General features: G+C 74.6%; 9 protein-coding genes and 2 pseudogenes. 6 read left to right on the forward strand and 5 right to left on the reverse strand.

Annotation, left to right across the window (positions count from 1 at the left end; all coding sequences use genetic code 11):
- Window positions 1–504: chaplin (locus G3I53_RS18685; protein ID WP_164438566.1), on the reverse strand; the 504-nt coding region annotated here is incomplete at its 3' end.
- A gap of 282 nt (window positions 505–786) precedes the next feature.
- Between G3I53_RS18685 and G3I53_RS18690 the strand changes: the two genes are divergently transcribed.
- The 3 genes from G3I53_RS18690 to G3I53_RS18700 all read left to right on the forward strand — a co-directional run bounded on the left by G3I53_RS18690 (window position 787) and on the right by G3I53_RS18700 (window position 5,268).
- On the forward strand, window positions 787–2,370 hold the full coding sequence (locus G3I53_RS18690; protein WP_164336506.1) for an alpha/beta hydrolase: 1,584 nt from the start codon (window positions 787–789) through the stop codon (window positions 2,368–2,370).
- Window positions 2,371–2,454: 84 nt separating this feature from the next.
- Entirely contained in the window at window positions 2,455–3,549 is a 1,095-nt protein-coding gene (locus G3I53_RS18695; RefSeq protein WP_031102189.1) for a hypothetical protein, read from the forward strand.
- Between the two features lie 309 nt (window positions 3,550–3,858).
- The gene (locus G3I53_RS18700; RefSeq protein ID WP_164438567.1) at window positions 3,859–5,268 is read left to right on the forward strand and encodes a SpoIIE family protein phosphatase; all 1,410 of its coding nucleotides are present in this window, start codon (window positions 3,859–3,861) and stop codon (window positions 5,266–5,268) included.
- Window positions 5,269–5,334: 66 nt separating this feature from the next.
- Here the strand turns inward: G3I53_RS18700 and G3I53_RS18705 are convergent, their stop codons facing one another.
- The gene (locus G3I53_RS18705) at window positions 5,335–6,828 is read right to left on the reverse strand and encodes a hypothetical protein (protein ID WP_164335510.1); all 1,494 of its coding nucleotides are present in this window, start codon (window positions 6,826–6,828) and stop codon (window positions 5,335–5,337) included.
- 232 nt (window positions 6,829–7,060) lie between these two features.
- Between G3I53_RS18705 and G3I53_RS18710 the strand changes: the two genes are divergently transcribed.
- Window positions 7,061–8,194 (forward strand): aminoglycoside phosphotransferase family protein, encoded by a 1,134-nt coding sequence (locus G3I53_RS18710; protein WP_164438568.1) that lies wholly within the window; start codon window positions 7,061–7,063, stop codon window positions 8,192–8,194.
- A 93-nt stretch (window positions 8,195–8,287) separates the two neighbouring features.
- Here the strand turns inward: G3I53_RS18710 and G3I53_RS18715 are convergent, their stop codons facing one another.
- The 3 genes from G3I53_RS18715 to G3I53_RS18725 all read right to left on the reverse strand — a co-directional run bounded on the left by G3I53_RS18715 (window position 8,288) and on the right by G3I53_RS18725 (window position 10,220).
- The gene (locus tag G3I53_RS18715; protein ID WP_031102235.1) at window positions 8,288–8,785 is read right to left on the reverse strand and encodes a hypothetical protein; all 498 of its coding nucleotides are present in this window, start codon (window positions 8,783–8,785) and stop codon (window positions 8,288–8,290) included.
- A gap of 112 nt (window positions 8,786–8,897) precedes the next feature.
- Complete coding sequence (locus tag G3I53_RS18720) at window positions 8,898–9,800, reverse strand: universal stress protein (protein ID WP_164332946.1); 903 nt, start codon at window positions 9,798–9,800, stop codon at window positions 8,898–8,900.
- Window positions 9,801–9,977: 177 nt separating this feature from the next.
- Window positions 9,978–10,220 carry a DUF397 domain-containing protein gene (locus G3I53_RS18725; RefSeq protein ID WP_031102233.1) on the reverse strand — a complete coding sequence of 81 codons (243 nt, stop codon included), beginning with the start codon at window positions 10,218–10,220 and terminating at the stop codon, window positions 9,978–9,980.
- A 247-nt stretch (window positions 10,221–10,467) separates the two neighbouring features.
- Here G3I53_RS18725 and G3I53_RS18730 point away from each other — a divergent pair.
- Together G3I53_RS18730 and G3I53_RS18735 are read left to right on the forward strand one after the other, a co-directional pair.
- Window positions 10,468–10,869: pseudogene (locus G3I53_RS18730) on the forward strand (AMP-binding protein); the annotation flags it as partial.
- Window positions 10,870–11,016: 147 nt separating this feature from the next.
- Window positions 11,017–11,271 (forward strand): annotated as a pseudogene (locus tag G3I53_RS18735) (hypothetical protein); the annotation flags it as partial.

Genomic DNA, 11,271 nt, shown 5'->3' on the forward strand with positions numbered 1-11,271 from the left:
GCGCGGGGGTGCCGCGGGCGGCTCGGCCTCCGGGTCCGCCGGGCGGCCGGGGCGCTCGCCGGGCGTGTTCGCGGACGTGTTGCCGACGGCGGGGTTGCCGACGCCGACGACGTTCACACTGTTGCCGGTGACGTTGACGGGGAGGTCCACGGGCAGCTGCACCCCGTTGCCCGACAGCACGCCCGGGGAGCCCTCGGCGGTGCCGTCGGCGTGCGCCCCCGGCCCGGCGGAGGAGGCCCCCGCCGGGGCTCCCGGGCCGCCCGCGTCCTCGTTGACGCAGGTGTTGCCCGCGGCCGGGTTGAGCAGTCCCACCACGTTCACCGTGTTCCCGCAGACGTTCACCGGGACGTGCACCGGCAGCTGGACGGTGTTGCCGGAGACCAGGCCCGGCGAACCGGCCGCGCTCCCCTCCGCACCGGCACCGGCGTACGCCGGCCCGGCCACGGCCATCGCGCCGGACGCGGCGGCGAGGGCGATCACACCGTTTCGGGTCACCCGTCTCATCGCTTCCCTGCCTTCCAGACGTCGTCGCGGGCACTCGCCCGCACCCGGGAGAACGCGGACGCACCATCGGAGTTGTGGTTCATCCGTAAGTCACTCCCCGTTCACCCGGTCGGGTGCCCCGGGGCTCGAACCCCCGGCAAAGGCGTCGAACGCGCACCGGCCCGGCGGGCCCCCGGCAAGCCCCCGGCGCCCACCCGTCCGGCCGACAGGCGGGGCCCGCGAGGCCCGCTTAGGGTGAGCGGGGGCGCCGGTTCCCGCCGCGGAGCGCTGCTGGAGGCATCCATGCTGACCAAGCTGTCCACGCGACCCCCGGTCCGCAGCTGTGCCGTGACCGGCGCGGTGGGGCTTGCCCTGCTGGGGCTGGGTCTGCCCGCCGCCGGCACCCGCGACGCCGGGGACGACGGCCTGAGCCGCTTCTACGAGCAGCGGATCAGCTGGTCGAAGTGCGAGGGCATGGAGATGCCCTCGGACCTGCAGTGCGGGAAGATCACCGTCCCCGTCGACTACTCCGCCCCCGGCAAGGGCACCCTGGAGCTCGCCCTCGCCCGGATCCGGGGCACCGGCGACCCGCGCGGCTCCGTGGTGCTCAACTTCGGCGGCCCGGGCGGCTCCGGCGTCCTGGGGCTGGCCCACGGCGGCAAGGAGTTCATGGGGCTGACCGACGACTACGACGTGGTCTCCTTCGATCCGCGCGGGGTCGGCCGCTCCGCACCGGTCAGCTGCGGCGCGGAGGCGACGGGGCAGGCGCTGGAGGCGACCGACGGCGAGGACATGTCGGATCCGCGCGAGGCCATGGCGCAGCTGCGCGAGGTGGCCGCCGAGTGCGCCGAGCACTCCGGCCCGGTCCTCCCCCACATCGGCACCGTCGACGTGGCACGCGACCTGGACGTGATGCGCGCGGCCCTCGGCGACAAGAAGCTCAACTACCTGGGCTTCTCCTACGGGACCCGGCTGGGTGCGGTGTACGCGGCGCGGTTCTCCGACAAGGTCGGCCGGTTCGTGCTGGACGGGGTCGACACGCTGACCGAGCCGCTGCCCGAGCAGGGCCTGGCCGCCGCGGCGGGACAGCAGAAGGCGCTGGAGTCCTTCCTCACCTGGTGCACCGACGACATCGCCTGTCCGTTCGGGCAGGACCCGCGTGCGGCGCGCCGGCAGATGCTGGACCTGGTCGAGTCGCTCGACGAGAGCCCGGTGGCGTCGGACTTCGGTTTCGAGTTCACCGGCCAGGACCTCGCCGGGGCGATAGGCCAGGGCCTGTACAGCAGGGAGCTGTGGCCCCTGCTGCAACGGGCCCTGGCGCAGCTGATGGAGGACGGCGACACCCGCGGCGTGGAGGCGTTCGCGACGGGCGGGGTGACGGCCCCGCTGCCGGTGCGCGAGCACGAACCGCTCACCGACGAGGAGGAGATCCCGCTGGACAACCTGCCGGCGGCCCTGATGGCGGTGAACTGCGCGGACGACCCCGACCGCCCGTCCGCGGAGGAGATCACCCGGGACCTCGCCGGACTCCGCGCCCGCTACGAGCGGGCCTCCCCGGTCTTCGGCCCGTACCGGCTCGCCCAGGTGCTGATGTGCTACGGCCGGCCCCGGGGCACCGACTACATCCGCGACGACGTCAAGGACCTCGACACGCCGAAGATGCTGCTGGTGGGCACCCGTGGCGACCCCGCCACGCCGTACCGCTGGACGGTGGAGACGGCCGAGCGGCTGGGTTCGTCGGCGGTGGTGCTGGACAACCGGGCGGAGGGGCACACCGGCTACGGGTCGTCCGAGTGCGTCCGGCGCAAGGTCGACGACTTCCTGCGCTACGGATCCCTGCCGCGGAACGGCAGTTCGTGCGGCTCCGAGGAGGACGCGGCGGACTGAGCCGGGGCGTGCCGCGGACCGGTGGGACGTGTCCGGACTTGTCGTCCCAATGCCGCACCCGGGAATCGGTTCTATGGTGCTGTCATGGAGCACGATCTGAGTCCCACGACCCTTGCCGAGCTTCGCCGTCCGCGCCCCTATCCCGCGGTGTCCGTGCTGACACCGACCCACCGGCGCGACCCCCTCAACACGCAGGACCAGGTCCGGCTGCGCAACATGGTCGCCGAGGCCAAGAAGCTGCTGGAGGCCGACCCGGCCGTCACCCGGGACCGCCGGGTCCAGGTGGTCCAGGAACTCGACCGGGCCCTGGCCGAGGTGGACCTGAGCCACACCGAGGACGGTCTGGTCATCTTCGCCGCCCCGGGGGAGCACCAGGTCTGGTCGCTCGCCCGCTCCGTGCCCGAGCGGGTGGTGCTCTCGGACACCTTCCTGACCCGCAACCTCGTCTCCGCCCACACGGCCGAACAGCCGTTCTGGGTGCTGTCCGTCTCGGCCGACCGGGCCACCCTGTGGAGCGGGGGCGTGGACCGGGTCACCGAGGAGTCCGCGGGCCGCTTCCCGCTGGAGCGCGACGAGCCGAACTTCGACCCGGAGCGGCTCGAACGGGTGGGGGACCAGCCGAGCGCCTTCCGGGACGAGGACACCCGACGGTTCCTGCGCGAGGCCGACGCGGCGGTGGCCGACGTCCTGCGCGAGCGGCCGCGTCCCCTCTACGTCACCGGTGAACCGGCGGCCCTGTCCCTGCTGCACGACGCGGGCACGGTCACCCGGGACGCGGTGCACGTGCCGCACGGCGGACTGGCCCACGGCACGCCCGACGCGGTGTGGCAGGCCCTGCGCCCGGTGCTCGACGAGGAGGCCCGGCGGCGCACCGAGGAGGTGACCCGTGAGCTGGAAGCGGCGCGCGGGCGCAAGGAGTTCGCGGCGGGCGTCGACGAGCTGTGGCGGAGCGCCCGGGAGGGCCGGGTCGGACTGCTGGCCGTGGAGGAGAACCTGCGGCTGACGGTGCGGGACGACGGCGAGCACCTGGTGCTCGCCGAGGAGGGCGACCTGGACGCCCGCGAGGACATCGTGGACGAGATCGTCGAGCAGTGCCTGGAGACGGGCGCGGAGGTCCGCTTCGTCCCGGACGGCACCCTGGGCGACGAGGTGGGCATGGCGGGTGTGCTGAGGTACTGAGACGGGCCGGCGGGGGCGTCCTCGCCGCCGGCTCCGCCATGCGCACACAGGTCCGCGCGTCGAACACCTGAGTGATGGGTGGTGCCGCACCGGACGGCACGTCAACTACCCTTCACCACATCAGAGTTGGATCGCCAGAGGGACACCACGCGGATACCCTGGAGTAACTCCGCGAAGACGCTGACATATGCCGGGGGCACCGCCGTATCGTGTGTTGCCAAATCCCTTACGGGCCGTCGCGGGCTGTGCGACAGTCGTGACGGTCCCTTTCTCCGCCTCTGGCCGAACCGTCCCGCATCGGAGTGCGTCATGCCGTCCCCCCTCTCCGCGGACCGCCCCGCCGCCCAGCCGCCGGGACGCGGCCCCGTCGACACGCTCATCTCCCGGGCCCGGCGTCTCAAGGGCGACGTGGACGCGGTACGGCGGGGCACACCGGCCGACGGGACGGACCCGGAGGACCGCTGGGAGCGCGCCCTGTACGACCTGGCGGCCCATCAGCTCGACGACGTCGGACGGCACTTGTCGCAGCTGCGGGACGGCCCGCCGGGCGCCGCGGACGACCCGGCGTCCCTCGCCCCGCCCGCGCCCCGGCGCGGCTCGCTGCTCAGCCGGGTCGGCAGCGCCGAGTGGAACCTGCTCACCGACGAGGCCACCTGGTCGGCGGAGCTCTACCGCATCCTGGGCCGCGACCCGTCCTCCGCCCCGCTCACCCTCGACGAACTGCCCTCGCTGGTGCACGACGAGGACCGGCCCACCCTGACCGGCATGGTCACCGACTGCCTGATCGACGCCCGGCCCATCGACGGCGAGTTCCGCGTCGTGCACCCGGACGGCGCCGTACGGACCGTGCACATGATGGGCGAACCGGTGCTCGGCAGCGACGGCAGCACCGCCTCGATGTGGGCCGTCCTGCGGGACGTCAGCGAACTGCGGCGCTGTCGCCGGGCGGTGAGCGAGAGCCGCGCCTCCCTGCGCCCCGCGCCACCGGCCGCCGAGGACCGCGTCGCCACCGAACTGCGTGAGGCGGTACGGCCGGTGTGGCGCGGCTCCCTGCGGATCCCGCGCACCGGACCGGGCGGCCTGGAGGTCGCCGCCCTGTCCCTGCCCGCGTCGGCGGCGCCCCGGGTCGGCGGTGACTGGTACGACGCCCTGGAACTTCCCGACGACACGGCGCAGTTGGGCGCCGGCGATCTCACCGGGCACGGGGTCGGGGTGTCCTCGGCCCTGGCGATGCTCCTCGGCGCCGCCCGCGCCCTGGGCACCGCGGGCACCTCCCCGGGGCCCCTGATGGCCTGCCTGAACCGGCTGACCGACGGCACCGTCCACCCGGTCCTCGGCAGCGCCGTCTGCCTGCGCTACCGGCCCGGCACCCGCACCCTGGTGTGGGCGCAGGCCGGACACCCCGCCCCGCTGCTGTTCCGCGACGGGACGGGGCGGATCCTGGACACGCCCGACGGCGTCCTCCTCGGCGCGTCCTCCGGCGCCCGCTACGGGGAGGCGACCGAGACCCTGGAGCCCGGCGACCTGCTGCTCGTGCACACCGACGGGCTGGTTCCCGGGCACGCCCGGGCCGCGGGCGCGCACCGGCTGCTGGCGCTGGCCCCGCGCTTCACCCGCTCCACCACCGCACCGGACTGCGTCCGTACGGTCGCGCACGAGATCGCCGACGAGCGACGCGAGGACGACGGCTGCCTGCTGGTCGCCAGGGTCACCGGCTAGGCGGCACCCCGGGCACCCCTGCGGTCACGGCCGGCGGTGCCCGCCGCGCGGCCACCACCCCCGGGGTCACACCCGCGTGCCCTCGCCCCCCTTCCCGCGCGGCTTCGGCAGCGCGACCTCGATCTCCTCCCGGAGTTCCTCGATCCGCGGGTAGCCCGCGTACTCGGCGGTCAGCCGGTACATCTCGCGCAGCCGGTCCCAGGTGCGGTGGGAGGAGTTCTGCCCCATCGACACCAGGGCGAGACGGGCGAACCGGTCCGCCTGTTCGGGGTCGTCGGCGATGAAGCACGCCGAGGCCATGGAGAGGAAGTCGAAGATCTTCGACCGCTGCTGGGCGTCGACGCGCAGCGCCAGCGCCTTGTCCGCGTAGTGCTGGGCGTGCGTCGCCGCCTGCGGCTCGAACTCCGCGAGCGTGCGGTACGCAAGCGCCTGCATCCCGTACAGATCCGCCTCGTTGAACAGCTGCATCCAGCTCGGCGGCGGCACGTCGCCCTTGTCGGAGACGAACAGGTCCTCGGCCCGCCCCAGGGTGCGGCGCATCGCCTGCCCCTTGCCCATGGACGCCTGCGCCCACGCCTCCACGGTGTGGAACATGGCGCGGGTGCGCGGCAGGACCTCCTCGCCCGAGCCCGACTGGGCCAGCTTCATCAGGTCCATGGCGTCGTCCGGCCGGCCCAGGTGGACCATCTGGCGGGCCGCCCGGGACAGTGCCTCGCCGGCCCGCGGCCGGTCGCCGCCCTCGCGGGCGGCATGGGCGGCGATGACGAAGTACTTCTGGGCCGTGGGTTCCAGGCCCACGTCGTGCGACATCCAGCCCGCGAGGACCGCGAGGTTGGCCGCGACGCCCCACAGGCGGCGCTGGAGATGGGGTGGGTGGCGGTAGGCGAGGATGCCGCCCACCTCGTTGAGCTGGCCCACCACCGCCTTGCGCTGGAGGCCGCCGCCCCGGGCGGCGTCCCAGGCACGGAACACCTCCACGGACCGCTCCAGTTCCTCGATCTCCTGCGAGCCGATGGGGGCGGCCTCGTAACGGTCCGACCCGATGGGGTCGGCGTGCAGGGGACGGTTGGGGCGGGGAGCATCGGCCGTCAGGGCAGGGTCGGAGTGCAGCCAGTCGTGCATGGCGCTGCTGAGTGCGGAGCCCGCGGCGAGCGCGGCGCCCGCGCCCACCAAGCCGCGTCGGTTGAGCATGAGGTCCATTCCCGTGAATTCGGTGAGGACCGCAGCCGTCCGCTCGGGCGCCCACGGCACGCCGTCGGGATGTTCCGCATTCCCGTCGCGCGACCGTTTCCCCGTACGCCCGTGCCGGACCAGACCGAGGTCCTCGATGGTCACGACACGGCCGAGACGCTCGGTGAACAGCGCCGCCAGCACCCGCGGCACGGGATCGCGCGGGATCTCTCCCATGTCGATCCACCGCCGCACCCGGGAGGTGTCGGTCGCCAGCTGGGGGTGGCCCATGGCCGCCGCCTGCCGGTTGACCAGCCTCGCGAGTTCGCCCTTGGACCAGCCGGCCAGGCCGAACAGGTCCGAGAGCCGGGTATTGGGTTGTCCGCTCACGTCAAGCCCCCAGGTTCTCGGCTGAGTTGACAGTAGCCCCGGGAGAGTTGCCGGGCGACTATTCGCCAGGGTTCGCCAGGGTGCGCCAGATGGTGTGCCAGGGGGCATCGGGTGTCGAGTAGGAATGCGCCACCACGACCCGGCAGCCGCGGGGACACTCCCCAGGGTGCGCCGGGCTCCGGGCCGGGTGGTGCGATGTCGTCGCAGGCACACGAAGGGATCTGTTTCGCCCATGTACGCAGCATCGTCCTCCGTGTCCGCCCCGCCCCGGCCGCGTCCGCGTCCTTCGGACAGCGGCCCCTACCTCGCCCCCGCGCGCCCGGCGGCCCCCGCCCTGGGCGCACCCAGGGCACGGCGCGCCGCGGGACCGGGCACCCAGCCGCTCAGCGGCCGGCTCGACCTCTCCGGCCCGCAGGGCGCGCAGCTGCGCACGGCGATCGCCTCGGTGCACCGCATCTGCCCCGAGTTCGCGCCGGTGCAGGTGCTGCGGCGGACCGGCCGGTCCGTCCTCCTGGTCGGCACGACCGGCCGGAGCACGGCCGTCGCCAAGTGTTTATTGGACCACTCCCCCGCCTGGTCCGAGCGGATCCGCCACGAAATAGCGGCCTACCGCTCGTTCGTCCGGCACCGCCCGCCTGTGCGGGCGCCCCGGCTGATCGCGGCGGACCCGGACAACTGCACGCTGGTGATCGAGCGGATGCCCGGCCGGGCGGCCGCGCTCCAGCGGCACCCGGTGGAGGCGCCGCCGCGGGCGGACATCAGGGCGGCTCTCGGCGCGGTCTGCCGGCTCAACGCCTGGCGGCCGCCGGCGGGCACGTTCGACGCGCCGCTGGACTACGCGGCCCGCATCGCCCGCTACCACGAACTGGGCCTGCTCACCGACCGGGACCTGGGCGACCTGCAGAAGCTGCTGCACGGCATCGCGCACGCGGCCGGGCGGCAGGGCATGGGCCAGTTCTGCCACGGCGACGCGCTGCTGTCGAACATCCTGATGTCCCCGGCGGGCCCCGTGCTGGTCGACTGGGAGCACGCGGGGTGGTATCTGCCGGGCTACGACCTGGCGACCCTGTGGGCGGTCCTCGGGGACGCCCCGGTGGCGCGGCGGCAGATCAGCCAGATCGCGCAGGCGGCCGGTCCGGCCTCCCGCGACGCGTTCCTGGTGAACCTGATGCTGGTGCTGACCCGGGAGATCCGGACCTACGAGACGGCCGTGCAGCGTTCGATGCACGAGGCGGCTCCGACGGCCGCGGCGGCCCATCCGGGTGCCGTGCCGTCCGGTGAGGAGCAGCGGCTGCTGCTGCGGCGGCTGCACGACGACTGCCAGCTGGCCCGCCGGGCCGTGCGCGCGGCGGTCGGCACGCGCTGACGCGGCGCAGAAGGTCCGCGGTCCGTCCGGATGGGGACGGACCGCGGACCTTCGTGCGTCCGGCGTCGGAGGCGAGGGGGCGGCCCCGGCCGCTCAGCCCTGCTGGAACAGCTCCGCGGGCAGGGGCTTGAGGAGGGCGTACAGGTCGTCGGTGATGGGGCGGTCCCAGGCGGCGATGGTGACCAGCACGTTGTCGCTGCGGTCGAACTGCACGCAGGAGATCCGGCTCTCGGACAGCTTCACGCGGCGCACGATCAGCAGGTTGTCGCCCTGCATCACCGGCACGTCCTCGGTGCCGACGACGGTGATGTCCTCGTCGTTGTCCAGGGCCAGCAGCAGCTGTCCGACCTCGAAGGGGATCTCGTCCTCGGGGATGTCCCGGGCGGGCGAACCCTCCGGCAGATTTCCGATGATCATGGCGGGGCCACGGCCGCCGAACAGGTCGTACCGCAGGAAGACGCCCTGGCAACTGCCGTCGGGGGCGGGCAGCAGGCCGGCGCCCAGGTTGCCGGGCCAGTCACCCGGGTCCATGGCCAGTACGTCGAAGTCGGGCCCGGCGGGCGTGGCGCTGCGGCGGCGGAGGAACGACATGCCGCCATGGTACGTGCCCGGGCCGCGGGACGGTTCGTCGGCCGCCGCCGGGCGGACGGGTCGAACGGACGTGCGGGTGACGGGCGGGACGGCCGCCCGGGGCCCGGCCCGGCTACTCCTCGGCGGGGGCCGGCGGGACGACCGCGACGGGGCTCACGGCGTGCAGCAGCACCGCCTGGGTGACGGATCCCATCATGCGGGCGGGCGCCAGCAGCCGCCGCCGGTGGCGTCCCACGACGACCAGGCCGGCTCCCCGCGAGGCGTCCACCAGGTGGCCCGCGGCGTCACCGGGCAGGGTGAGGATCTCGACGGCCACGTCGGGGTGCCGTTCGCGGTGAGGGGCGAGGAACCCCTCGGCGAGGACGCGGTTCTCGTGCTCGACGGCGCCCTGGTCGATCTCCGGCGGGGGCATCTCACCCGGCAGCATCCAGGTCTGCAGGGGCCACGGGTAGGCGGTGACGACCGACAGCCGGGCATCGCGCAGGGCCGCCTCGGTGAAGGCGAAGCCGAGCGTGGCCTCGTCCGGACTGTCCACGTTGAGCCCGACCACGACCCGGGGGCCGGGCGCGGCCGGTGCCTCGTCGCCGTCCTGCTCGCGGGGGCGGGGCACCACGACGACCGGGCACTCCGCATCGCGGGCGGCGGCCAGGGAGTTGGAGCCGAGGAGCAGGCTGGCGAAGCCGCCGCGGCCCCGCGATCCGAGCACCAGCAGCCCCGCGGTGGCGCCGAGTTCCGACACGACGGCGCCGGGGGCGCCGTCGAGGGCGGTGTACTCGACGGCGGGCGGACCGGCACGGTCCTTCAGGTGGCCGCGGACCTGTTCCAGCACGGCGTCGTCGTCGGGGTCGGGCGGCGCGGCGGCCAGGGCCTCGGCCTGGGGCCAGGGGGCGTACTGCCGGACGTGCACGACCCGCAGCGCGGCTCCGCGCCGGCGTGCGGCGTCCAGGGCCCAGTCCAGGGCGCGCAGGCTGTCCTGCGAGCCGTCGACGGCCGCCACGACCGGCTGGATGCTCATGGATGTCTCGCCTCCGGGATACGACGTACGGGGTCCCCCGGGTCAGCCTGGCTCAGGCGCGGCCCGGGCGCGGTCTTCCTTGTCGCGTGTCCGGAAAAACGACGGGAACACCCGCCGGCGGGCGGACCTCCCGCCGGGTGCGGCCCGGCGGCCGGGTGCGGGCGCCGGGGGCCCGGGTCACGTCAGGTCGAACTCCCCCTCCCGGGCACCCGACACGAACGCGCCCCACTCCGCCGGGGTGAAGATCAGGGAGGGGCTCTCCGGGCGGCCGCTGTTGCGCATCGCGATGAAGCCCTCCACGAAGGCGATCTGGACATCGCCCAGGCCGCGGCTGCTGGACTGCCACTGTGCGTTGCTGAGGTCCAGGTCCGGCTTGTCCCAGCCCGTGAGCGGGCGTTGTTGGGTGGTGCTCTCGGCCACGTCCGTGCTCCTCCCGACGTCGTCGTCCGCGGCCAGCCTAGCGAGCGGTCCGGGCGCTCGACAGGCCACGAGAGGAGTACCTTCGCGCGCGGGTGTTCACCCAGGGGTCAGGTGGCGGGGGGCGCGCTGCCCACCAGCCACATGGAGACGAACCGGGAGCCGCCGCCGTAGGCGTGCCCGCCGCGCCCCCGCCGGGCGGACGGTCGACGACGGCACCGGACGGCCCGCCGGAGTCGTCGGCCTCACGGACGCCGAGGCGTCCGGCTCGCCCGGCCGCGGCTTCCCCGCGCGCTCCGGAGACGACCGGTTCATCATCTACACCGGCGGCACGACCGGTATGCCCAAGGGGGTGGTGTGGCGCCGGGAGGACCTGGTCTTCGCCGGTCTCTGCGGCGGCGCGCCGAGACCGGCGAACCGGTGACCCGGCCCGAGGAACTGGCCGAACGGGTCGCGGCGGGCGGCCCGGGCATCCTTCTTCCCCACGGCACCGCTGCTGCACGGCACCTCCACCCCGACCGCGTTCATCGGGTTCCACTTCGGGCAGCGCGTGGTCACGCACCGCGGGTACGTGCCCGAGGAGGTGCTGCGCACCATCGAGAAGGAGAGGGTCAGCAGCGTCTCCCTGGTCGGCGACGCCATGCTGCGCCCACGGGCCGACGCGCCGGCCGGACCGCGCTGAGCATGGGTGCAGGCCGCATTGAACGCGGCGCGGGGTGCGGACGTACTGGCTGGGAGCAGGCCCGTGAAGGGTCCTGTTCGCCATGCCGTCGCAGTACCCGTACGGAAGGACCTCCGGGTGTCGCTCTTCACTCGCCCGCGCAGGCAGTCGGACGCTCCCGGGAGCGGGGCGGACCCGGACGACACCCCCGGGACGACGCCCGCACCCGGGGAGCCCCGGGACGACCACGACGACCACGACGGCGACGGGGCGGAGGCGGCGGAGCCCGCCGGGGGTGCCGGGGGCGCCGGGGACACCGCGGAGGCCGCGGAGGCCGCGGAGGCCGCGGAGGCTGCGGACGGCACAGGCCCCGGGGAGGAGCCCCTGGCCGGG

The organism is Streptomyces sp. SID14436 (assembly GCF_010548465.1).
In the GTDB taxonomy this organism is placed as follows: Bacteria; Actinomycetota; Actinomycetes; order Streptomycetales; family Streptomycetaceae; genus Streptomyces.

What these genes read in the sequence shown, in the direction of transcription:
- G3I53_RS18690 (WP_164336506.1), top strand. Translation starts at nt 787, where the DNA reads ATGCTGACCAAGCTGTCCACGCGACCCCCGGTCCGCAGCTGTGCCGTG.
- G3I53_RS18695 (WP_031102189.1), top strand. Translation starts at nt 2,455, where the DNA reads ATGGAGCACGATCTGAGTCCCACGACCCTTGCCGAGCTTCGCCGTCCG.
- G3I53_RS18700 (WP_164438567.1), top strand. Translation starts at nt 3,859, where the DNA reads ATGCCGTCCCCCCTCTCCGCGGACCGCCCCGCCGCCCAGCCGCCGGGA.
- G3I53_RS18710 (WP_164438568.1), top strand. Translation starts at nt 7,061, where the DNA reads ATGTACGCAGCATCGTCCTCCGTGTCCGCCCCGCCCCGGCCGCGTCCG.
- G3I53_RS18715 (WP_031102235.1), bottom strand. Translation starts at nt 8,785, where the DNA reads ATGTCGTTCCTCCGCCGCCGCAGCGCCACGCCCGCCGGGCCCGACTTC.
- G3I53_RS18720 (WP_164332946.1), bottom strand. Translation starts at nt 9,800, where the DNA reads ATGAGCATCCAGCCGGTCGTGGCGGCCGTCGACGGCTCGCAGGACAGC.